The organism is Clostridium pabulibutyricum, from assembly GCF_058242705.1.
Window position 1 is genome coordinate 176,340 of sequence record NZ_JBZAYZ010000002.1, and the last position, 23,895, is coordinate 200,234.

Annotated in this window: 24 protein-coding genes and 2 pseudogenes; 3 read left to right on the top strand and 23 right to left on the bottom strand. The window is 35.0% G+C overall.

Annotated features, from left to right (window positions below; translation table 11 throughout):
* Positions 1-28: 28 nt before the first annotated feature.
* The 13 genes from eutJ to AC4CVH_RS04205 form a co-directional block, all read right to left on the bottom strand.
* On the bottom strand, positions 29-865 hold the full coding sequence (gene eutJ / locus AC4CVH_RS04145; RefSeq protein WP_490786474.1) for an ethanolamine utilization protein EutJ: 837 nt from the start codon (positions 863-865) through the stop codon (positions 29-31).
* Between the two features lie 12 nt (positions 866-877).
* Positions 878-1,516 (bottom strand): phosphate propanoyltransferase, encoded by a 639-nt coding sequence (locus AC4CVH_RS04150; RefSeq protein ID WP_490786475.1) that lies wholly within the window; start codon positions 1,514-1,516, stop codon positions 878-880.
* 16 nt (positions 1,517-1,532) lie between these two features.
* Positions 1,533-2,711: a methionine adenosyltransferase gene (gene metK / locus AC4CVH_RS04155; protein WP_490786476.1), complete on the bottom strand. Its 1,179-nt coding sequence runs from the start codon at positions 2,709-2,711 to the stop codon at positions 1,533-1,535.
* Complete coding sequence (locus tag AC4CVH_RS04160) at positions 2,708-3,721, bottom strand: response regulator transcription factor (RefSeq protein ID WP_490786477.1); 1,014 nt, start codon at positions 3,719-3,721, stop codon at positions 2,708-2,710. Before AC4CVH_RS04160 ends, metK begins: the two co-directional genes overlap by 4 nt.
* Positions 3,722-3,725: 4 nt before the next feature.
* Positions 3,726-5,027: a sensor histidine kinase gene (locus AC4CVH_RS04165; RefSeq protein WP_490786478.1), complete on the bottom strand. Its 1,302-nt coding sequence runs from the start codon at positions 5,025-5,027 to the stop codon at positions 3,726-3,728.
* Between the two features lie 72 nt (positions 5,028-5,099).
* Positions 5,100-6,215 carry a 1-propanol dehydrogenase PduQ gene (locus tag AC4CVH_RS04170; RefSeq protein WP_490786479.1) on the bottom strand — a complete coding sequence of 372 codons (1,116 nt, stop codon included), beginning with the start codon at positions 6,213-6,215 and terminating at the stop codon, positions 5,100-5,102.
* A gap of 17 nt (positions 6,216-6,232) precedes the next feature.
* Positions 6,233-7,558 (bottom strand): aldehyde dehydrogenase family protein, encoded by a 1,326-nt coding sequence (locus AC4CVH_RS04175; RefSeq protein WP_490786480.1) that lies wholly within the window; start codon positions 7,556-7,558, stop codon positions 6,233-6,235.
* 30 nt (positions 7,559-7,588) lie between these two features.
* Positions 7,589-7,846 (bottom strand): EutN/CcmL family microcompartment protein, encoded by a 258-nt coding sequence (locus AC4CVH_RS04180; protein WP_490786481.1) that lies wholly within the window; start codon positions 7,844-7,846, stop codon positions 7,589-7,591.
* 29 nt (positions 7,847-7,875) lie between these two features.
* Positions 7,876-8,397, bottom strand: a complete 522-nt coding sequence (locus tag AC4CVH_RS04185; protein ID WP_490786482.1) for a hypothetical protein — start codon at positions 8,395-8,397, stop codon at positions 7,876-7,878.
* 61 nt (positions 8,398-8,458) lie between these two features.
* Positions 8,459-8,737 carry a propanediol utilization microcompartment protein PduA gene (gene pduA / locus AC4CVH_RS04190; protein WP_490786483.1) on the bottom strand — a complete coding sequence of 93 codons (279 nt, stop codon included), beginning with the start codon at positions 8,735-8,737 and terminating at the stop codon, positions 8,459-8,461.
* Positions 8,738-8,795: 58 nt separating this feature from the next.
* Positions 8,796-9,593 carry a propanediol utilization microcompartment protein PduB gene (pduB, locus tag AC4CVH_RS04195; protein WP_490786484.1) on the bottom strand — a complete coding sequence of 266 codons (798 nt, stop codon included), beginning with the start codon at positions 9,591-9,593 and terminating at the stop codon, positions 8,796-8,798.
* A gap of 30 nt (positions 9,594-9,623) precedes the next feature.
* Positions 9,624-10,541, bottom strand: a complete 918-nt coding sequence (locus AC4CVH_RS04200) for a glycyl-radical enzyme activating protein (protein ID WP_490786485.1) — start codon at positions 10,539-10,541, stop codon at positions 9,624-9,626.
* A 19-nt stretch (positions 10,542-10,560) separates the two neighbouring features.
* Complete coding sequence (locus AC4CVH_RS04205) at positions 10,561-13,083, bottom strand: glycyl radical protein (protein WP_490786486.1); 2,523 nt, start codon at positions 13,081-13,083, stop codon at positions 10,561-10,563.
* A 256-nt stretch (positions 13,084-13,339) separates the two neighbouring features.
* Here AC4CVH_RS04205 and AC4CVH_RS04210 point away from each other — a divergent pair, with 256 nt between their 5' ends.
* Entirely contained in the window at positions 13,340-13,753 is a 414-nt protein-coding gene (locus AC4CVH_RS04210; RefSeq protein ID WP_490786487.1) for a GlcG/HbpS family heme-binding protein, read from the top strand.
* Between the two features lie 104 nt (positions 13,754-13,857).
* Positions 13,858-15,129, top strand: coding sequence for a polysaccharide deacetylase family protein (locus AC4CVH_RS04215; protein WP_490786488.1), 1,272 nt, complete (start codon positions 13,858-13,860; stop codon positions 15,127-15,129).
* Positions 15,130-15,186: 57 nt separating this feature from the next.
* Here AC4CVH_RS04215 and AC4CVH_RS04220 read toward each other — a convergent pair whose 3' ends face one another.
* Entirely contained in the window at positions 15,187-16,020 is an 834-nt protein-coding gene (locus AC4CVH_RS04220) for a pentapeptide repeat-containing protein (protein WP_490786489.1), read from the bottom strand.
* A 32-nt stretch (positions 16,021-16,052) separates the two neighbouring features.
* Positions 16,053-16,388 carry a winged helix-turn-helix transcriptional regulator gene (locus AC4CVH_RS04225; RefSeq protein WP_490786490.1) on the bottom strand — a complete coding sequence of 112 codons (336 nt, stop codon included), beginning with the start codon at positions 16,386-16,388 and terminating at the stop codon, positions 16,053-16,055.
* A gap of 106 nt (positions 16,389-16,494) precedes the next feature.
* Between AC4CVH_RS04225 and AC4CVH_RS04230 the strand changes: the two genes are divergently transcribed.
* Complete coding sequence (locus AC4CVH_RS04230) at positions 16,495-17,283, top strand: amidohydrolase family protein (protein WP_490786491.1); 789 nt, start codon at positions 16,495-16,497, stop codon at positions 17,281-17,283.
* A gap of 6 nt (positions 17,284-17,289) precedes the next feature.
* Here AC4CVH_RS04230 and tnpA read toward each other — a convergent pair.
* From tnpA to AC4CVH_RS04270, 8 genes and pseudogenes are all read right to left on the bottom strand, one after another.
* Positions 17,290-17,451, bottom strand: a pseudogene (tnpA, locus tag AC4CVH_RS04235) (IS200/IS605 family transposase); the annotation flags it as partial.
* Between the two features lie 65 nt (positions 17,452-17,516).
* The gene (locus AC4CVH_RS04240) at positions 17,517-18,053 is read right to left on the bottom strand and encodes a flavodoxin domain-containing protein (protein ID WP_490786492.1); all 537 of its coding nucleotides are present in this window, start codon (positions 18,051-18,053) and stop codon (positions 17,517-17,519) included.
* Positions 18,054-18,080: 27 nt separating this feature from the next.
* A complete protein-coding gene (locus AC4CVH_RS04245; protein WP_490786493.1) occupies positions 18,081-18,899 on the bottom strand; it encodes a sugar phosphate isomerase/epimerase family protein in 819 nt (272 codons plus the stop codon).
* Positions 18,900-18,917: 18 nt separating this feature from the next.
* A complete protein-coding gene (locus AC4CVH_RS04250; protein ID WP_490786494.1) occupies positions 18,918-20,006 on the bottom strand; it encodes an ABC transporter ATP-binding protein in 1,089 nt (362 codons plus the stop codon).
* A gap of 10 nt (positions 20,007-20,016) precedes the next feature.
* Positions 20,017-20,838: a carbohydrate ABC transporter permease gene (locus AC4CVH_RS04255; protein WP_490786495.1), complete on the bottom strand. Its 822-nt coding sequence runs from the start codon at positions 20,836-20,838 to the stop codon at positions 20,017-20,019.
* The gene (locus AC4CVH_RS04260; RefSeq protein WP_490786496.1) at positions 20,828-21,736 is read right to left on the bottom strand and encodes a carbohydrate ABC transporter permease; all 909 of its coding nucleotides are present in this window, start codon (positions 21,734-21,736) and stop codon (positions 20,828-20,830) included. The genes AC4CVH_RS04255 and AC4CVH_RS04260 overlap by 11 nt, the downstream gene beginning before the upstream one ends.
* Positions 21,737-21,800: 64 nt before the next feature.
* On the bottom strand, positions 21,801-23,108 hold the full coding sequence (locus AC4CVH_RS04265) for an ABC transporter substrate-binding protein (RefSeq protein WP_490786497.1): 1,308 nt from the start codon (positions 23,106-23,108) through the stop codon (positions 21,801-21,803).
* A gap of 183 nt (positions 23,109-23,291) precedes the next feature.
* A pseudogene (locus AC4CVH_RS04270) lies at positions 23,292-23,878 on the bottom strand (glycerol-3-phosphate responsive antiterminator).
* Between the last annotated feature and the right edge of the window lie 17 nt (positions 23,879-23,895).

Sequence of the window (23,895 nt, forward strand, 5' to 3'; positions counted from 1 at the left end):
CCTTCTCATAATTATGGATTATCATAAGCTAAAACCCACAATTCCCTACAGCTTCTTTACAATGCATGGCAATGCCAAGTGGAGTTACAAGCAACGGCTCATTAAAAGTTATTGTTTCTATACCTGTTCGTTTCTCAAACACACCACAAAATTCTTTAAAAGAAGACGCACCCCCGACAACATAGATATCAGGCACATCATATGGTGTTATATATTTTTCTGCGATAGATGCCATTTTATCCACAACCGGCTTTATAATCGGAAAAATTTCTTCATGCCTTTTTACATCTGTCTTGATTTTCTCTGCTTCATCTACGGATATACCATAATAACCTGCGAGAACCAATGTCATATGAATACCTCCTGTAGGTTCATCAGATGAAAATATCACATTTCCATCTTTAAGTATGCTTATACCTGTAGTACCACCTCCGACATCAACTACTGCACCATTTCTTATATTCAATATACTTGCTGCTGCCGTTGGCTCGTCAACAACGTTTATTACTTCAAACCCTGCTGCTTCAGCAACATTTACCATACATCTTACATTTCCCTTTATTATTCCCGGAGGTACCGCAACAGCTGATGTATTCAAGCTTCTGCCTATGCTGTTCTCAAGATTCTGTTTTAATTTTTTAATTATATTTATAGCTCCTACAAAGTCTACAACAATGCCGTCTTTTACAACCTTGGAGGGATGCATGGCTCCACCAACCGAATTACCTTCTGAATCAATGACTGAAATTACGATATTCGCTGTACCAAGATCTATCCCAACTTTTAAATCAGCACTGGAAGGATTGCATTTATGCTTTTCAACTAATTCTGCAAACCTTGCAAGAGTATCATTTTGAATTTTCACTAAAATACCTCCTCATTTTTTGTGCAGCACTACAATGTCATTATTTTTCAGGGCACAGGCATTAGCTTCATCTACATCTATGTGCATTTCCAATGCAGATTTTTGAGATACTCTAACTAGGACATTTCCAAGCACACCTTCTCTTTCTCCAACAGTTTTTACTTCTATAACATCTTTATCCTTAAAGCCCAGTTTTTCAGCATAATCAGGTGTCATGTGAACATGCCTTAGAGCAATTATTGTTCCTTGTTTAAGCCTGATTATTCCTTCAGGTCCCTCTATTTCAATTCCCGGAGTATTTTCAAGATTTCCGGATTCCTTTATAGGCGCTCTCACTCCTAATCTGAAACTGTCCGTCATAGATATCTCAACCTGGCTTTCATTTCTCACAGGCCCGAGGATTCTAACCTTTTCGAACTGTCCCTTAGGGCCCCTTATTGTCACAGTTTCATTGGCTGCAAATTGTCCAGGCTGTTTCAAATCCATCTTTTTTGTAAGTTTATAATTTTCACCAAACAAACTCTGTAAATCTTCATTACTAAGATGTACATGTCTATTTGATATTCCAACCGGAACACAATATTTCTTTATATTTTCAATTTTATTTACTACAATTTTTGTAATTAAATTAACCGCCTCTTCTTTATTCATACACATATCACTCCAATTATTTAAAACTCTCTTCTATATATTTCACGGCTTTACTTTTCAATTCATCTACTTTATCAACTTTTTCCCATCTAAAATTTTGATTTTCTCTTCCAAAGTGACCATAAGCCGCAGTTTTTAAAAATTGAGGTTCCCTCAAATGAAGTTCATCTATAATATCTGAAACGGAAAAAGAAAATGTATCTTTTATTATCTTTGAAATATATTCGATATTTATATTTTCTGTACCGAATGTGTTTACTACTATTTCCTCCGGAGCCGAGGAACCTATAACATAATTCACTGCAATTTCTATTTTTCCCGCCAGCTTTGCCGCTACTACATTTTTTGCTGCATATCTTGCCATATACGCTGCCGATCTATCTACCTTGCTTGCATCTTTTCCCGAAAAAGCACCTCCACCATGCTTTCCAATTCCGCCATAAGTATCTACCATTATTTTTCTGCCGGTCAATCCTGTGTCTGCCGCAGGGCCTCCCAGTACAAAACTTCCTGTAGGGTTTATGTGTATTTTGGTATCATATTTCAACAGATCGCTGTCCAGTGCCTTATCAATAATTTCATATTTAATAACTTCTCTCATATAATCATAATCAATATTCGGCTCATGCTGAGTTGAAACAACTATACTTGTAATTGATATTGGTTTCCCTCCTTCATCATACTTCATTGTAACTTGAGATTTACCATCCGGCCTTATCCATGGAATTTCCCCATTTTTCCTGGCTTCTGCGAGACGCATCGTAATCTTGTTTGCCAAATCCTGTGTTAAAGGCATAAAGTTCTCTGTATCATCACAGGCATACCCATACATAATCCCCTGATCTCCTGCACCAAGCTCCCCTTTGCATTTATCAACCCCTACTGATATATCTTTTGATTGAGCAGTTATATTGGTAAGTATTATGCAGCTTTTATAATCAAAACCAAGTTCTTTCCTATCATACCCGATATTCTTTACAATTTTTCTGGCTTCATTTGCTATATCAACCTTCCCCTTTGAATTCACTTCGCCTGCTATCATAATGGCGTCCTTGGAAACCATGGTTTCAATAGCCACCCTTGAATTTTCGTCTTGTCTTAAATAAGCATCCAGTATGCCATCTGATATCTGGTCGCAAATTTTATCGGGATGCCCTTCTGTAACGGACTCTGATGTAACAAAATATTCATTCATACCTCATCCCCACCCAAAACCATCTTTTTATATTTGTTGATTGTCCTATTCTCATATTTCTTGAAAACCTTGCTAAAATAGCCGCTGTCATTATAACCGAGCATAAAAGCAATTTCTGTAGTCGTTAAATTTGTAAAACAAAAATAACTCTTTGCCTTGTTAATTCTCATCATGTGCAAATATTCCATTATACTTATATTAAACTGTTTTTTAAATATTCTGCTCAAATACCCCTGACTCACAGGACAATTGCTAATTATTTCATTCAACCCGATTTCTTCATACACATGTCTGTCAATAAATGAAAAAACTTCGGCTAAAACAGGGTATTTTTTTACACTGTTATATTGAAAAATATAATTAATAACTTTAAAAAACCAAAATTCAAAATATTTTTCTTCTCTTGAGAATTGATCATCTATACAAATTAATTTTGTAATATCCTTTTTTTCACCTTTAATAAAATTAACACTATCCAATAGACTCTGAGCAAATTCTACAGCAATATCTTTTTGAGTTTTTCCACAGGTGATTTTTGAAAATAATCTTTTTACTATTTTTGGAATAGATTCTTTTGCCTTTTTGAAATCATTTTGTCGAATTAACTTGCTAATTCCACCCAGTTCATTTTCAATATGCTTTGAATTCTCCATCTTGTACCTTTGCAGGATCTCATTTATTCTATTAAACCTTACAGGTTTTGATATATATGCTTTTACCTTGCTTTCCAGAGCCTCAATTGCAAAATCAAACACATTGTATGAAGATACTATATATATAGTTGTGTTTTTATTTTGTGCATATATTTCTTTACTTGCTTCAATACCGGATTCTCCAGGCATCATTATATCCATAAAAGCTACATCCACTCTATTTCTTTCGCATACATCAACTGCATCTTTTCCATTTCCGACACAATATGAGACCATGAATCCTTCCACTTGGCTTATCATTATTTTTAAAGATTCTCTCATAAGAGGCTCGTCATCTGCAATCATTACTTCATACATATACTTATACAATCCTCTCCTCAAGTTTTAACGGGCATCGTATAACTATTTTTGTACCTTTCCCTTCTGATTTTTCAACCAAAACATCATAATTTTCTCCGAATAATGTTACAAGCCTCTTTCTAGCACTCTCCATACCTATTTGAATAGATTCACCTTCATAATTTCCCTTATACAATCTAAACTTTTTTAATACTTGATCACCGCTCAATCCAGGTCCATTATCCTCTATACATACCACTATGTCTTTTTCTTCTAAATACACGTTTATTTTAACTTTACCACCTTGCATATTGCTCGCAACTCCATAAAAAACCGCATTTTGCACAAATGGCATTAAAATATCGGCAGGTATTTTTCTTGTACTTGCAGCGTTGTCCATATTTATTTCATAACTAAGTAATTCGCCGTATTTTACTTTCTGAATTTTTAAATACAGCTCGGCACTTTCTACTTCTTCCTCCAGTCTTTTATATCTTCTGTCACTGCCCAATGTATGTTTGAGATATTCAGCAAACATAACTATCATTTCATTTGTCCTAGGAGCATTTTCTATTACCGTAAGACTTGAAATTGAATTTAGAACACCAATTAAAAAGTGTGTATCCGATTCTGCTTTTAAATTCATTATTTCAATATTTTTCAGCTTATTTTCTATCTCCAGATTTTTATTTAAATTTTTCAAACGGTAAACCTTCATTTTCAAGGCATCTTTTTGAACCAGTCTATGTGCCTCTTTCTCTCCTAATTGATTCATAACAAGAGCTACAAGTTCCACAATATTAATAAATTTGTTGTAATCATATACTTGAACTTTCTGCTTCAATTTTTGCAGTCTCTCATCTTCTTTATAATGACTTAAATGATTTATTACGTTTTCAAATTTTGTAATATTATCAGGTGGATTAAAACACCTCGCTTGTCCTCCAATAAAAGCTCCAAGGTAATGCCCCCTTACAATTATGGGTATAGCTGTTTCCATTAAACCGTGTGGACAAAAATATATATAATTTTTCTTGGTAACTGCTGCCTGAATTCCGCCTAAGGCATCCGATGCCTTACATGCACAGAGTCCGGTTTCACTTTTTCTTATTTGATTGCAAAAACCAGTAAAAGAAGTCATTTCTGTAATCGGATCTCCTTTGTAGTCTACAGTAACAAATGCAAGTCCGGTTGCCCTTGATATTTTCTCCTGGATATTTTCCAAAACCTTTTTACCGAACAAATTACTGATATTAAATTTATTTATCAAGCTTTCGTTGATATCATCAATATCAGTTTCAACATTAGCTCTTAGTTCCTGCATTTATTTCACCCTTTCATGGATTAAAAGAATATACTCATTGCGATTTTATATTCTATTATATGAAAGAGCATATCAATATATTGATTCTAATATGTTTTCCAAATCTTTATTACCCGCAGCTACTGCATTTGATTGAGTACAGGCATCTTTCAATGCATTCTCTGCCATAGAAGCCTTTTTTATATCAAATTCAGACTTTTTAATACCGCACTGTCTGAGTTTTGTCTTCATGTTCATAATGTTTTTTATTGCTTCAATGTAGCTTTTAAGAACTTCTACTGCAAACTTACTTCCTTTGTCTATATCCACCATGCCCGTCTTGTAAACCAATTTTGCGTATTTGTTCAAGGTTATTTCATTCTTACTGTTAAAATCAATCACTTTACATAGTAGAAAAGAATTGCTAAGCCCGTGGGACATATGAAATTCCCCGCCAATCTGATGAGCCATACTATGATTAATTCCAAGTCCTGCGATATTAAATGCCATACCTGCCAAATTGGATGCCTCCTGCATATTTTTTCTTGCCGTTATATCTTCTCCATTTTCATAACACCTAATTAAGTTTTGTACTGTAAGTTCAAATGATTTCTCACACAGCGCGTCAGAGTATACATTTGAATTTATTGATACATAAGCTTCCATAGCATGGGTTAATACATCAATACCTGTGTTTGCAGTTATGTCCCGTGGTACTGAAACCGTAAGCTCTGCATCCAGTATAGACTCGTCCGGAAGTATCGCATCATCAAAAATGGCATGCTTTATCCTTGTCTCGGAATCTGTAATAACTATAGCCGAACTAACCTCGGAACCTGTACCGCTGGTGGTTGGAATTGTCATAAATTTAACTTTATCTATAAAATTTCTTTTCTTCAATATATATATAATGCCTTTGGCAGTATCAATAGCCGAACCTCCTCCAAAACCAATTACTACTGTGGGTTTTATCTTTATTAGTTTGCTGACTCCAAGGGCTATCACATTAAGTGGAGGATCCGGTACCACATCATGAAAAATATTCACTTTATTACTTCCATTAATCAATTTTAAAAGCTTATCTATACTGTTATTCCCTACTAGAAAATCGTCACAAATTATCCATATAACTTCATTATTAAACTGCTTTAATCTTTCAAGAGAATTTGTTCCAAAATATATTTTTGTCTTTATATATACACTATTCAAAATTCAACACCTCTTTTTTAGCGTATAGAAAACCCACTTGTCAGGCTACAGCGTCTTCTTCTTGCAAAATGTCTTGCAGTTGTAGTTCCCTCTCCTGTTGCTGTTGCAACTGTAAAACTTGTATCACCTTCTCCATTGAATCCAATTCCCACAAGAGATGGACCATTTTTAACAAATATTGAAGTTTGCATAACTTTTGCAGCCCTGTTCAATCTCTCAATTGATTGTGAATGTATTGTCGCAGTGTGTCTAAGTCCCTGCTCTATTTCAAGTGCAGTATCTATTGCTTCATCAAAATTCTTGACCCGAACAAGTGGTATGAGAGGCATAAGCATCTCAACTGTTACAAAAGGATGATATTTTACAGTGCTTAAAACTATCAGCCTTACCTTCCTGTCACAGTGAATTCCTGCTGCATTTAATATTTCACCTGCACTTTTTCCCTCAAATCTTTTATTGAGTTTTATGTCACTTGTCAAAGTAACCCTTGCAAGCCTTATTTTTTCTTCTTCACTGGATACATAATATACACCGTTTTTTATGAATTCACTTGTCAATTCATCTGCAATACTTTCTACTGCAACAACCGACTTTTCAGTTATACACATAATGTTATTATCAAAGGAAGCACCATATACAATATCACGTGCCGCCTTTCCTATGTCCGCTGTTTCATCGACAATCGCTACCGGATTTCCGGATGATGCTCCAATAACCTTCTTTGCAGACTTCATTGCTGTGCTTAAAAGCTCTCTGCCTCCTGTGGTTACAATTAGAGCTATATCCGGGTGCATCATTACTTCTTTGGTTTTAGCCATAGAAATTTCCGAAAAAGTAACGACTAAATTGTCAATGCCGCATTTTTGACTTATAGCGGAAGAAATTATTTCTGTAACAAATTTAGATACATTTATTGCACGTGGATGCGGACAATGAACAACAGCATTTCCAGCTGCAAGCATTCCAATGGTATTACTGATTAATGTGGCACAGGGATTTGTTGAAGGATGCACTGCACAGACAACTCCATAAGAAGACAATTCATATAGTGTCATTCCATTGTCCCCCGTCTTTACTTCTGTTATAAGATCCTCTATGCCTGGTGTCTTTTTGATTGCAAAAACAAGCTTTTGCAGTTTATCCTTTTCATTTCCCATCTCTGTTTCCTCTACAGTTCTTTTTGCTATTTCACTAACATGTTGAAGCAATTTTTCTTTAACAAAATCAATGATTTCCTGCCGCTCGTTAAGCGTTAATTTTGTGTATTGGCTATATGCACCTAATGCAGAAAATACTGCACTATTAACTGAAGGAAATATACCATTTTTTATTTCATCCAACATATTATTCTCCTTCTTAAACAATGATTTTGTCTATACATCTATAGTGTCTATAATTCCAACAATCGCCATATCTATAGTAACTTTTGGCGTATTTATTCTAACAGCTGATCCCCTGCACACCAAAACATAATCTCCAATACCGGCGCCTACATAATCCGCTGCAACTTCATCATGTCCAACAAGATTTTTATCGGCATCCATTCTTTTTAATACCATTAGTTTATAACCAACCAGTGACTCCTCTTTTCTGGTGGCAACAACTGTACCAACAATTTTCGCCATATACATTTTTCATCACATTCCTTCTAGCCAGTTTTTTATATTTTTAATATATCTTGAATTTCAATGTCAAATCTTAAAAGCATTCTGTAATACTCCAGCATTTTTTGTATATACGCTTCAGGTTCTTTTCCAGTAAATTTATCAAAGCCTTTACTTATGAGAATAACTCTCTCGCCTTTTCCTATACTGTCAAGTATCCATCTGCTTTCAAAGGTATCATCTATACATAACGCAGTTTTTACAATTATGTTTCTTGGAGTCACTGGAAATACTGTAATATAATTTTCCAGGTTATGACTTGATATTTCATTTCGAGTCAGTATTTTTTCAAATACAGGAAACTCTTTTAGTCTTTCATTATATTTTATATTCAAAGGAACCACTGCGTATATTTCACATTTGTCATTCTCACAAATGCTTTCAAGAAAAGAATTATATTTTTCACTCCAATTCTGATTGAATATCATATATATCTTTTTTTTAGGTTTATTTTCAGCACAAAGCAACTTAATAATTCTTGTAATCAATTGACTTAACTGTCTTTCATCTATTTCCATAACTTACCTCATTCAAAGTTGAGAATCAAAGAACACCTCCAATCCTCAACCCAACAATATATTATTCAAACTTTGGTATGATTTTTTCAGTATCTGTATGTGGTCTTGGAATAACATGTATCGATACTACTTCTCCTACCAGCTTTGCCGAAGCAGCTCCAGCATCTGTTGCAGCCTTTACAGCTCCAACATCCCCCCTGACCATTACAGTTACAAGTCCGGAACCTATTTTTTCGTATCCAACCAAGTTTACATTTGCAGCCTTTACCATTGCATCCGCTGCCTCTATTGCTGCAACAAGACCTCTTGTTTCAACCATTCCCAATGCATCTGAATTCATATTAAAATACCTCCTATTTTTTCATTCTTTAAACAATCTACTTTTATCCCATTATATTTTAAATATACGGCACTGTATTGGACTTAGGTTCGTCCCCCAATGTCCCCAGTAATTTTTTGCCAACATCTATAGCTGCTCTCACAGCCTGTCTTACCGCACCTGAATCTCCACTGAAAGTCAATATAACTTCATTTGAATAGCTTGTTCCCCCATTTCCCGGTGAACTGTACCCTATAACATCCACGTTTGCCGCTTTCACAGCCACATCGGATAAAACCGTTCCTATGGCAGCCGGTCCTGCGCAAACCATTCCAAAGGCTTTTCCCACTGGAGCTTGAAATGCCTTTTCAAGACAATAACTTGCTCTGGCAGTATACTGAAATTCAAGGTGTCCTGCATCATTACCATATACATCCCCAAAATATTTTCCAACGCTGTCAAGTGCTATTTCCACAGCCCTCTTTGCATCTGATACATCATCTGCTCCTATATATATAAGACTTCCATGACCTGCACCGCCTTTTGTATCTCTTGGGAGTTCTACAGTTATTACCTCTGTGTTAGTGGCTTTAACTGCATCATCCACCGCCATAATCTGCGGTCCCGCTCCAGTTCTCGCCCCAATAATTCCTATGGATCTGTACCTGCCTAATTTCATAACTTCAGTGAGCATTGGATCTACGCTTGCTATAACCAATCCTATGGTGTCTCCAATTGCAGTACCTATGAACTCTGTAACGCCAATATCAGTCTTGTCGGCTTTGTCTTCCAAACAAGTTTTTTTATCTGTTTTATTTTTTATTCCAAGTTCATCAGAAACTTGTTTCATAACCTTTTCAATTAATTCTTCATGCATTTCAAATCCTCCATTCCACTATTTAATTTTCTAACCGCCAATTACACAATCAAATCCGGCCTTTTCAACCAATTTTTTTAGATCCTGTATATTATCTTCTTTAAGTTTTCGAGCATCCTTCATCTCATATTCTCTTCCAATCAGTTTATATTTGTTTTCTCCATAAGTGTGATACGGAAGCAAATGAATGCTCTTGACATTACTAAGTGATTTGGCAAATTTACATATATCCTGAATACTGCGGCTATTGTCATTGAAATTTGGTATTAAAGGTACCCTGACTATCAAGTTTGTCAATTCGCTAAATTTTTTTGCATTTTGCAGTATTTTTTCATTGCCAGCGCCTGTAAATTGCCTGTGCAGATCTGAATCCATATTTTTTATATCCATAAGTATTAAGTCAATGTACAGAAATAATTTTTTAACCTTTTCAAAAGACACACATCCTGTAGTTTCTATTGCTGTATGCCACCCCTGGGCTTTTGACGCTTTAAATATTTCTTTTGCAAATTCTGACTGAACCAGCGGTTCACCACCGGACAAGGTTATCCCTCCTCCGGATCTCCTATAATTAGTGGCATCTTTCTTTAATTCTTTTACAACCTCTTCCACAGTCATTGTCTCTCCCTTCAAAGTCAGGGCACTTGCTGGACACACATTTACACATTCCCCACAGGCAGTGCAAATATTTCTGTCAATATACCATTTATTGTTTTCATTAATAGCCCCTTTTTTACAAGCTGCAATACATCTTCTGCAATGAATACAATTATCCTTTTGATACATTATAATGGGCTTTAAGCTTTGCGATTCCGGATTGCTGCACCATTTACAGCTTAATGGACATCCTTTTAAAAAAACTATAGTACGAATTCCAGGTCCGTCATGTACCGAGAACCTTTGGATATCAAATACTACTCCCGTCATGTTATAATTTATTGTACTCATAATTAAAGAATCCCCTCATTTACAAGGTCTGTTCTGTACGGCTGATTATGTTGTCCTGAACTTCCTTTGCCAGCACTACGAACTGGGCACTGTATCCTGCAACACGGACAACTAAATCCTTATGTTTTTCCGGTTCTCTCTGTGCTTCTAATAGAGTCTCTCTGTCCACAACATTGAATTGAACATGCATGCCCTTATGGTCAAAATAACTTCTGACTACAGACGAAAAATTTTTAAGTCCAGTATCTCCTGCAATTGCAGACGGAAGGAATTTCTGATTATAAAGTGTACCATTTGATGCAATGCAATGATCCAATTTTGCTACAGAGTTGGCAGCTGCCGTAGGTCCGTGTGTATCTTTTCCAGCCCTTGGTGAAACTCCATCTGCAAGAGGCTGTTTTGCAAGTCTTCCATCTGGAAGCGCCTCCACATCTTTTCCAAACAGCACATTTGCCGAAACTGGATAGATTCCTGCCTGAAATTGTCCTCCTCTAGGATTTGTGTACTTTTCAACCTCATGGCAGTAAATTTGAGCACATTTTCTGGCAATCATATCAACTGCATCTATATCATTTCCATACGAAGGTGTGCTGTCAAGCAATCTTCTGAGACTTTCAAAATCGCTGGAATCATCATAACCTCCAAACTCATTTACAATCTTGTTTTTAATCTGTTCCAAGTCTGCAGAACCTGAAGCACTTAAAATTTTCTTGACTGCCTCATAAATCTTCATTTCTGTGATATTCTCGCTGTCGGCACTGCCCTTTTCCGTATCCTCATGACCAAAATTAGAATTTAGCGCTTCCTTCAATTGTTCCATATTTACATCTTTATCTTCAAACACATGTTTTTCAATCGCATATACGGAATCTCCGGTATCTGCTATTCCAAAAGCCTGAGGTCCGGTGAAATTATAAACTGCCCCACCTTCTTGAAGTGATTTTCCTCTTCCTATACAATCGTCTACCAAAGCTGACAAAAATGGAAGTGGTGCTCTCTCTGCATGTGCATAATCTACACAATTATCAGCCTCTGCAAGATGATATACAAAATACTTCATCTGCTTCTTGAACGCAGTAAAGAACTCGTTTATATTCTTAAAGGATGTCATGTCTCCTGTAGCAGGTCCCAGCTGCTTATCTTTGACCTTCCCATCATTAAGTGTTATTTCAAGCACTTTTGCTACATTGAAAAATGCTGCATCATGCCAACCCTCTGTTTTATGTGGACACTGAGGTTCAACACACCCAATAATGCAATAGTTTCTAGCATCACTGAGACTTACTCCCCTGTTTACAAGTGCAGGAATAATGACCTCATCGTTATACATAGCTGGTACACCCGTTCCAAGTCTCGCAACTTCGCAAGCCCTTAATAAAAATTCATCTGGAGTTCCCTGCCATATACGAACAGAAAATGATGGTGCTGGAAGTTTGACGTGAGCAGTTGCCTCCATGCACATGTATGAAAGTTTATTCGTAGCATCAAGTCCGCCCTCTGTCTGTCCACCTACACATAAGTTCTGAAATACCGCATATCCTGCAAATGCCTGGGCGGAAACTTCATCACGTGTTTTATTTATATCGTTGAACTTTACCCAGACACAGTCAATAAGCTCTTGAGCAAATTTTTCAGAAATACTCTTGTCAGCCTCCAAATATGGATACATATATTGATCAAAACGTCCTGGAGAAATTGAATGTCCACTGGATTCAATTTGCAATAGAATTTGTACAAACCAAAATGATTGACAAGCCTCATAAAAACTTGAAGCTCCGTTTTCTGGAACCCTATCACAATTTTCTGCTATTTTTAAAAGTTCTGCCTTTCTTGTGGAATTTGCTTCTTTACTTGCCATTTCTCTTGCTTTATCTCTATATCTATGTGCAAAATTAATAGCAGATGTATATGCAATAATTACTGCATTGTAAAACTGCTGTTTTTTAATATAGTCCGGATCTTTTCTTTCCATTTTACTCATTGCACAAACAACTTCAGTAATTACACCTTTAAACCCTTTTTTAAGAACCTTTCCATAATCCACACAAACATGTCCAACCCCGCCGTAGAAATAGTTTCCTACTGTGAATACTCCATTTTCCATACATTCTTTGGTTTTTTTAGACATATATGAATCCGCCAATTCACTTGTTGTTTTTCCCTTCCAGTATTTAAATGCCTGACTAAGTTCCTCCGCCGTCTGTTTTGGTATCTGAAATGGGTCTGCCATCCTGGTGCTCATAGTATCAAATTCTTTAGCAACCCAATCATAGGAAAATTCCGGACAAATCTCTGTAGAACGAGGGTTTTTAGTAATTGATCCAACAATCAATTCATCATCACGAATAGTTATGGGCAAATTATTGAAAATTTTCTCTACAGCTTTTGCACGTCTCATAATAGGAGATTGTCCCTCTGTCTCCTTATATGATTCAGTAATAAGTACTGCCCTTTCAGATTCAACAAATGGAATAGCATTTACAATAGTATTTTTTAATCTTTCAATTCTTTCAGTTGGTTTTGTAAAACCTTTAGATATCATTATATAGCCTCCCTCACATAATAAAGTTAATAAATACCAGTTTGTCAATACAACAACAATTATATACCATTATTTTGAAAACGTTATAACACTATTAAGACTAATTTTTCGTAAATTTAAGACCTCATTTTACTAGGTAAAATTCCAACTTTAAGATATTGGTTTGAATTTTACCTATTATAGAACTGTACTTTACATGAAATATAATTTTTTTAGTAATAAAGTATACATAAGTATCTTGTTTGAGGTGATTTCTATGGGAAATGATATTCATATATCTAAACTAACATTATTAATAGCAAAAAAACTGCTTGATAATGCAGAGAAAACTGCTTTAAAAATGAACGTACCTGTGACTATATCAATAGTTGATGAAAGCGGAAATGTAATCGCATTACATAAAATGGACAATTCTATTTTAATAAGTATTAAAGCATCAATTTCAAAAGCTTATACTTCACTTGCATTAAAAACAAGCACTCAAAAACTTCAGGAACTTGTAAAACCCGATGGTGATTTTTATACACTGCAAAACATAAGGAACAGTAATCTTTGCTTCATGAGCGGAGGAATACCTATAGAAATTAACGGAAAAGTCATCGGTGCCATTGGAGTCAGCGGCGGGACAAAAGAAGAAGATATACGGATTGCCGAAAGCGCATTTAGATAAAAATTGTTAACGTATTGATACTTTTACATGCAAAAACTTGTTTATAATAAATTATATCGTTTGAATTTAATCCGTTAATACATTAGCCAAGGAGGATAAAATAATTGAGCAGATTTCTAAAGCATAAATCCATTGTAGTCATAATTCTATGTGTCATTGCATCAGGAGGAATATATAAGCTTATACGCCATGAAATTAAAAAAAATTATGGTACCGTTCACGAATCATGTATAAAAATACCTGAAAACATAAAAAAAAGGTCAGCTTATCTTATTAATAAAGAGCGTACTGAAAAAGGCTATGAAATTGGAACAGACGGCCGGGCTGTGGTGTCACTGCGATTTGATGATTATCAAACCATTTTTAATCATCAAATATATCCTATGCTTATTAAAAGAGGGCTTCCTGCAAGCATGGTACTGATATCTCGTTTCAACACTGCACAAAGATGGGGCAAGGGCACTACGTGGAATGATGTAAAGAAGTGGAATGAAAATGGCATTGAAATTTGGTGCCATGGAACAGATCACAAGGATTATGACAAAGCCGGTTACAAAGGACTATATGAACAGGTAGTAACTTCAAAACATGAGATACAAAGTCATAACATAAAAGTGCTTGGTTTTGCACAGCCAGGTACTGAAGCCACTACAAAATACATTCCCTACAACGGACTTACAAAGCCTTCAGATTTTAACAGCCAGGCTGGAATACTGCTCATGCAAAACTATGGACTTGTGGAATCCTCTGCATACGCTCCAGAGAGACCTTTGCCAATACATAACTTTTATGGTTTAAATCATTTTACTGTATCTGATGGATCCGGCGAATCGCTGGCAGACTCAAAAAAAGAAATAGACAATGCTATAAAAGATAAAGCTGGTGTTGAACTTATGTGCCATTCCGGTAATCTAGGAAAACCGAGAAACATAACCTTAAACCAGTTTTCAGAACTCCTTGATTATATAAAAGAAAAATGGGATGATGGATCCATAGAAGTTTTAACACCCTCTGGACTTTGTTTTGCAAATCCAAAAAGTAACCATAGATTAGAAATATTAAATCGCAAGTCAATTGTAGGAACAACATCATTGACAATCAACGATCTGGATAAAAAGCATGTTCAAGGAGAACAATTTGTTTTTGAGGGATCATACAAATCGCTTAATGGACAACCAAGCCTCGGAAGTATACAAATAAACTACCATAACAAAATACACACTTTAGGAGTCAATCACAAAATCAAAAGTAATGCTTTGTGGAAAATGGAACGTTTTGTTTTCGGAATACCTGTCAATACCAAGAATATAAAAATTGATTTTAATGACCTTAAGCACACAACTTCTTGGAAAGACATAACCATAAAAATAATATAAAGTATAACACATTTATAAGTATAGACTTTGCACAAATCTATACTTAGTATATTTATTTTATTCATGATGCATCCATGTTACAGGGTACTCTAAATTCTCCGGCAGTTTTGTATTTTTATTGCCTTTTGCACAATTTATCTGTCCTTGGGTTAAGAAAACCGCCTCCCTTAAATCTGCATTATTGAAATTTGTATCTCTTGTATCAGCACCTAAAAAAATTGTTCCATCAAACCTGCAGCTGTCAAAATTAGCTGCAATCAGCAGTTCCATTCCAAAATCAAATCCGCTCATATCTTTTTTTGAATAATTTTTTCCAAAAAATTTTGATGGTTTTTTTCTATTTTTATGACGAATGTCTTTTTTTATAAAATCACAGACCTGCTTTAAAACTACATTAACCTTGTCCTTGTACTTTTTCATATCAATATCAAGTAGGTCCTCTGGAATATAATTGCACATGTTTTCATTCTCACAAATTAGACTCTCGATATTGCTTTCCAGTCCTTTGTCCAAAATTATTGTCATGGATTCCTCCAAAAAATAACGTATTTGATATAATTGAAACACTATGACAAAGATATCAAATATTTCTTGTGATTTTTCCTTTTCACTTTGCCACGTAACTCCTTTATATATTGATTGTGTTACATGCTGTCCAGCACCAAAACAGTCATAACCTATACATCCCTTCATATTACGTTTTTCGAGATTCTCATGAATTCTGCAGCGATAATTTTTTTCTAAATTAATACAAGGTTTGCCTGCAATTTTATTTTCAGGAAAGCCGTCTATTTTTGAGAAAAACAGTGCAGTACAGCACAGACCACTGCACTTTGAACAGTCTACCTTCAAATTTTTCAGTCTGTTTTTACTTTTTTTATGTATTATCATTTTAATATCCTCAATTTCTAAAAAATTTCTGCTTACTTTTCTTTGCAGTCATGTTCCTTTCCCCACTGGCACATCGATTTTACAATGGGAATGAGACTTTTACCCCTTTCACTGAGTGAATACTCTACCTTAGGCGGAACTTGTGCATATTGTTTTCTCAATATGATTTGTGCACTTTGTAATTCTTTAAGTTGTGAACTTAACATTTTATGGGTGATTCCGCCTATATTTCTTTTTAAGACACCATACCGTACAGTCTCCATACAGGCAATCGCATAAATAATTTTCAATTTCCATTTTCCGCCTATAATTGACAATGTATATTCAAAAGGTTCTTTATTTCCTAAATAGCATATTTTCTCTAGCATATCATTACTCTCCTTTATGATAGTATATCACAAAAAAGTTCATACTATTAATTATATTCACATTGGCTATAATTAAATTAGTTAATACAGAAAGGATTGATATTTTATGATTATAGATGGACATTCTCACTTAACTTTTCCTGTGGAAAAACATATTGAGGCAATGGATAAAGCCTTTGTGGCAAAAACTATCCTATTTTCCACATCCTTTCATCCTGAACTTGCAAAAAACGCAGAAGAGGTTAAAAGTTCAATGCAATATCTCGCTGACCTCTTAGCAGGTAAAAAGGGAAACATGACTCAAATACGGGAAAAATCCAACGAAGAATTGAAACATGCCATAGAGAAATATCCAAATCGTTATATTGGATTTGGAGCTGTCCCCCCTGAGTTGAATTTAGAGGATACAATGGAGTATGTTTATAACAATATTTCGAGGAACCACTTCTGTGGTATGGGAGAATTTACTTTAAGAACTGGAATGACTTCTCTTTTAGAGAATATATTTAAGGTATCAAGAGAATTAAGCAATCTTCCTATATGGATACACGGATTTTTCCCAATGACTCTAAATGACATTAAAAAAATATATGAATTTGCCGCATTATATCCTCTAACTCCTGTTATATTAGGACACCTTGGAGGTGTTAACTGGCTTGAATCAATGGATATGGCAAAACAATCTCCGAACCTATTTCTTGATACTTCCGCATATTATTCTACCTTTGTATTAAAAACCGTAATAAATGGTATTCCAGAAAAATGCATTTTTGGAGTTGATAGACCTTTTGGTGATATTGAACTTTCCATTGAAGCTGTGCGTAAAGTTTCAAATTCAAAATCCATTTCAGATGCAGTACTCGGAGAAAACATGGCATCACTGCTTAAACTCTAGTAATAAATATCCTCTACACCAAAAACACCTATTCCCATATTTATATTTTAAATTTGAGAATCTTTCAAATATCATTAAACTGCTCTTTCCTTTTAAAAATCCCATAAAACCGGATACACTTATCTTTGGTGGTATTGATAAAATCATATGTATATGATCTTCACATGCACAGCAGGTGGTTTTCTTTTGGACATTAAAAACCGCAGGATTCTATTAAACCCTGCAGTATGTTTTCACCCTAAAGATTCTATTAAATTATTGACATAATCTATAACCGGTTTAATGCTTTTTCTGTCAACAAAATTGACTTTTTTTCCGTAACTGTCCAAAAACAAACGTTCCTCTTCTGACAACTCATCACGAGATTTTCCTGCAAAAGTAATTTTTTTCATCATTGCCATCATGCTCCGGTGAACCATTCCAAGTTTTTTGTAGTCCATACTCCCGCGAAGATGAAATATTTTTGCCCTACTCCTAGTTTCCTCAGATAAATTCTTGTTCAGTATCTTGGAATAATCTGTAGTAAGTGGATCTGCTAGGCCTACAGTGAAAACAATCAAGTTTTTACACTGAACTTTTTCTAAAAAGTCAGCTCCTATAACACCACCTGCATAAAGTGCCCCTCCATATATTACTATATCAAAACCTGAAAGTGTCTTATAATTTATAGACGACCTCTCCATTAAATCAGCATTTAAAGCTTCAGAAATCCACAGGGCATATTGTTTTGTAGTACCATATTTGGACTTGTATACAACAGCAATTTTCATATACCAGTTCTCCTAACTCTCACTTATTTACAATGGCTTTATTATATCATACATTGAAAGTTCTCTCCTTACTTTTTCTACATCTTCTATAATTCCATCCGCATCTTCTCTGCACTGTTTTCCGTATTCAATAACCAAATGTGCACAGGGAGTGTATTTTCTATACATATCGAAAAAATCTTCAATGTTCATTTTGCCATTTTCAATCCTATCGTGGCTGTCATGAACTCCATCGTTATTGTGAATATGATATGATGCAATTTTGTCCTTCAATACACTTATGACATGATTTAAATCCCAGCCGTTGGCAAATGCATGTCCAATATCAAGCAGTACCCTGTTTTCAGACATTAGCGCAATATTTATAAATTCTTCCTGTTCAAGTAGTACATTTTCAAGTGACTGAACTCCTGAATTTTCTACTACTATTTCTGCTTCATATATTCTAGCCATTTCATTTAATTCTGCAAGATTCTTTACAGAGATATCTATCATATCAGTCTTACATTCATCTTCTACCTTACAGTTGTTGTAATGGTACACTATATATTCACTATTTAGTTTTTCCGATACCTCAAGTGTATTTATAAAATACTCTTTTGCTCTGTTGTATTCTACTGTTCCTCTTCTTGCCGAGTGTTCCGTATCATAATAAGGGCCGTGAAGTGTACTTTTATATTTTTTTAATCTGTCTATATTTTTATTCAGCTCAGTTATGAATTTCCGATCCTGCCATTCCGGGAAAAGCTCTATTCCAACAGTTTTATCATTAATCCTGTCCATAATTGAAAATATATATTCCATCTCACCAGGTTCGCATAAATTGGTACTTATATATATACTCATAATAAAATTCATTCCCTCCTATAGTTCCTTTGGATATCCGATTGAAACTGAATTGCTTCTATAAAACAAATGTATTTTTGGAGAATCAGGTCTAAAGTATACAACATCCTCAGATTTAAATTCATTCTCCTCTGATATTGCAATGATTTCATTGCCTTCCACCTCAAAATATATTCCAACCTTGTTGCCATAATCCTCAATATATTTTACAATGCCTTTTAGCCCATCCTTTATGACATCCCTGCTTAATTTTATATGCTCAGGTCTTATTCCAAAGAAAAATTCATTTGACCCAGCTTCATTCACTTTTTTCTTCCATATATTTGCTAAGGGCATACTTTGCTTTCCTAAATTTATCATACCTTTTTCACAAGTTACTTCAAAAATATTCATAGATGGTGAACCTATAAATTTTGCAGTAAATACATTCTTAGGCCTGTTATATACATTATATGGGGTATCTATCATTTGAATTGTACCTTTGTTCATAAGAGCAACTCTGTCTCCAACGGTCATGGCCTCCACCTGATCGTGAGTTACATATACAAATGTCTGATTGTACATCCCGTGGATTTTGACAAGTTCTTTTCTTGCATGTCCCCTAAGCTGTGCATCAAGATTTGACAGTGGTTCATCCAAAAGGAAAAAGTCACTTCTCTTTACAAGTGCACGGGCGAGTGCCACTCTCTGACGCTGTCCTCCAGACAAGTCCTTTGGCTTTCTATCCTCAAGTCCGTTTAATTTAAGCGTGTCTATAACAGATAAAAGTCTGTTTTCAACATCTTCCTTTGGAACTTTATGAACTTTCAACCCGTAGGTTATATTATCTTTTACCGTCATATGTGGAAACAAGGCATAATTTTGAAACACCATCGACACATTTCTGTCACCACTTGGTATATTGTTTACGCACTTTCCATTCATATAAAGTTTGCCTGATGTTATATCCTCTAGTCCAGCTATAATTCTAAGAGTTGTAGACTTTCCACATCCTGACGGGCCAAGAAGTATAAGCCTTTCGCCTTCTTTTATTGTTAAATTCAAATCCTTAACGACCTCATTTTTTCCATAAGACTTACATATATTTTCAAATACAATTTCCTTCATAATTATTCTCCTATCCCTTTATTCCTGATGATGTATATGTACTTATAATCTGTTTCTGGAATACTACATACAAAACTACAGGTATCAACATAGTCACTACAGATACCGCCATTGCAATAGTAAAATCCGTTCCACCCTCCGAGCTTATAAAAAGCTGTAGTGCAAGAGGTAGTGTATAATTTGTTTTTGATTTTAATATAAGTACCGGCCACACATATTCATTCCATGAATTAATAAAAAACATGATTGCCGTGGAGATAATGGCTGGCTTTACAATTTTAGATACAATATCCTTTAGTATTCTAAGATGTCCTATATTATCAAGCTTTGCCGCTTCAATCAAGGATTTTGGAACAGTTTTCATAGCCTGTCTTATAAGAAATATTCCCGAAGCATCACTTAACTGTGGAAGAATAACTCCTAGAATATTATCATTAAGACCTATTTTAGAAACTGTAAGATAGTTAGGAATCATAGTAACTGTAAACGGGATAAAAATTGTACTTATCAAAGCAAAGTACAGTATATTTTTGTGCTTAAAATCAAAATATACAAAGGCATAGGCAGAAAATATTGAAGTTATAATTTTAAATCCAGTAACGCATATGGAAATAATAAACGTATTTTGTGTAATCTGCCCAAAAGGAAGTCTTGTAAATACTTCCCTGTAATTATTCAAGGTTGGATTATTGGGTATGATTTCAAATACATTTTTATAAGCTTCATTCAGTTCCTTGAAAGAGCTTGAAACTGCGAAAACTATTGGGAAAAGTGCAATAATCACAAATATCACCAAAAGTACATGCCATTTAAATTCTGATTTAATTTTCATAATGTATCCCCTTTTCCACATATTTGAATTCTAAAATTAGCAATGCTACAAACAATACCATGGTCACAACGGCAAAAGCCGATGCATTGCCTGTTCTAAACAGTATGAATCCTTCCTGATATGCATTGTAGATGGCATTTGAGCTGGCATTGTCGGGTCCTCCTTGAGTAATTACTTTAATTGGTGTAAACACATATTGAAGTCCTTGAACTATTGTCATTATAAAAATATACACACCTGTTGCACTTGACATTGGCATTACAATGTCTAAAAATATTCTATGCATTGGTATTTTATCTATTTTAGCAGCCTCTATAACTTCACTTGACACTCCAGATACCCCTGCAAGTATTACAATGAAATTATATCCAAATATTTTCCATGAAGTTATAATACTCAATACTACAATAACAAGTCCGTCAGTTTTGCTCCACACGGGAAGCGCAATTCCAAATAGTCTGGCAATTACAGCTGCCGGCCCTGAAACGGGATTTAAAATCCATAAATACAAAATAGAACCTACAACAAGTGATACAACGCTTGGAAGAAATATTACGCTTTTGTAAAAACCCCTGTTCTTTTTTATAACTGTTGAAAGTATAAACGAAAGAACATAAGGTGCTGCAAAATTTATTACAAGCAGAATTATAATATACAAAAATGTATTTCCCATGACCTTGTAAGTAAGTGGATCCCTGAACAACTGTATATAGTTTTCAAGACCTACGAAGGTCTTTTTAGGTTTTATCATATTCCATGAGAAAAAGCTCAAATATACCGTCCTTACAAGAGGCCAGAACATAAATACTGCAAAAGCTGCAAAAGATGGCACAATAAACAGGAATGTCAAGATCTTCTGCCTTTTATTATAATTTAAAGCCCTATTTTTATATTTCACTTGAATCCTCCCAATTTGCAAGGAAAGGCAAACTATTTTCCACCTTTCCTTTAATTAACTGAAATTATTTGTTAAGCAACTTGTTTATCTGCTCCTGGGTAGACTTCATACCCTCTCTTACTGATACTTTACCGCTCAAAATTTTATCTCTCATATCAATCAGTAATTGTTCTGCTTGTAATCCCGCATCTCCAGGGAAGGATGTCCATGATACAACACTGTCCATTTGATCAATTGCTGCAGTCATCATCTTGTTTTCTTTCAGGAAATTTTTCAATCCCTTTTCAGACGTTGCCACGTCTTTTCTCGGTGGAACATATCCAGTTCCCTCTGTCCATTTTGCCATGGATTCTACACTGTAGAGATACTTCTCAAATTCCCAGGCTGCCTTTTGCTGTTCATCACTTTTTGCAGTTATTGCAAGGAAACATCCTCCTGCAGGAAGTCTTTTTTGTTTTCCCTGCCATGAAGGTGAACTGATTGCAGCTACATTAAAAGCTGCACCTTTTTGAATGTTCGCCCTCTGAGCAATAGTTGTATATACCATTCCCACGTTTCCATCAATAAAGGATTGAACTCCTTCATTCCATGATATATGCAATGCTGATTTTGTTTTTAAAACCATATCTGCATAAGTTTCATAAGCTTTAATACCATCTTCTGATGCAAAACTTGCCTTATTGTCTTTCATGATCCTTGCACCATTGCTCTCTAGAAGTGCCTGCTGAGCCCAGTTGTCTGCAGGTTCCTGCATGTAAAAACCGTACTTTCCTGTTTTTTCTTTAATAGTATTTGAAAACTTAACAACATCCTCCCAGGTTTTAGGTCCATTTTCATCAAGTCCTGCTTTTTTGAGAATGTCCTTGTTTATGTAAAGTACCGGTGTACTCAAAGAATATGGTATCCCTACCTGCTTGCCTTCCTTGTTCTTTGCAAGATTGGTTACATTTGGCAAGAACTTATCTTTTATAAAATCTTTGTCCTCTGGAAAATTTTTGTCTATGACCTCCTGAGGCTGTACATAATCGAAATTGTTTGAAAAATAGTCTAGAAAAGCCCAGCCAACCTGCACAATAGCAGGTGTTTTTCCAGTTGCAGACTGAGCCTGGAGATTCTGCAAGAGTCCCTTGTACATATCCGGATTATATTTTGCTACAACCTCAACATCCTTACTTTGTGCATTAAAGTCTTTCACCAGCTCGTCTACAGTTTTTCCTCCCTGAGTTTCAGCATTAACATGCCAGTATTCAATTTTAACCTTTTTCCCATTTGAACTTGCATCTTTATTACTTGAACTCACTCCACACCCTGTAAGTGCTGCTGTGAGCAATGTAACTATTGAAATCATTTTTAAGATATTTTTTTTCTTCATTATATTTTCCTCCCAATTCTGTACAAGACTTTCTTTAATTATGTATTAGATAAAAGCAGAGATTCAAAAAAACACAAAATCACCTTCTCCCACACAAATATGTTTATAACAGATACATACTACAAACATAACTTTTAAAAGATAATTATGGCTTTCTCAAATCTCCGCCAATTTGTAACTTAATTACTTGGAATTTATATCTACATTCCACAAATCACTTTCACTAAATGATATTCCATCTGCTCCAGCCTCCAGTCCTTTTAATATCTGCTCCTTTTTTTTAACAAGTCCACCTAATATTATAGGCCTTTGAATTTCATTTTTTATATCTCTAACAATAGAGCTGGCATAATCTCAACTGCATTCGGGTTATTCTCCTTTATACTTGCTATGGCATTTTTCAGTGAATCAGAATCAATCAGGAAAATCCTCTGTACTGTAATTAATCCTTTCTTCTTTGCCGCCTTTAACATACCACTTTTAGTCGAAACAATTCCAACAGGATTTATATGTTCTTTTATAAAGTTTACCGCTTCTTTGTCATTAGATAACCCTTTTACAAGGTCAGTATGCAGGATTATGCGTTTTTTGTCATTGCATGACTTAAACTTTAGACTCACAAGCTCATTTAATCTTCCATTCATTAAAATTACAAATGAAACTTTTGAATTCACCGCAAATTCCAAATTTTCGTGCTTAGCTGCTGCTATCAAAGGATTGCTGATTAAAATTTCGCCTATATTCAAATAACTTCCACCTTCTAAATTCATTTTATGGCTTTATTTTA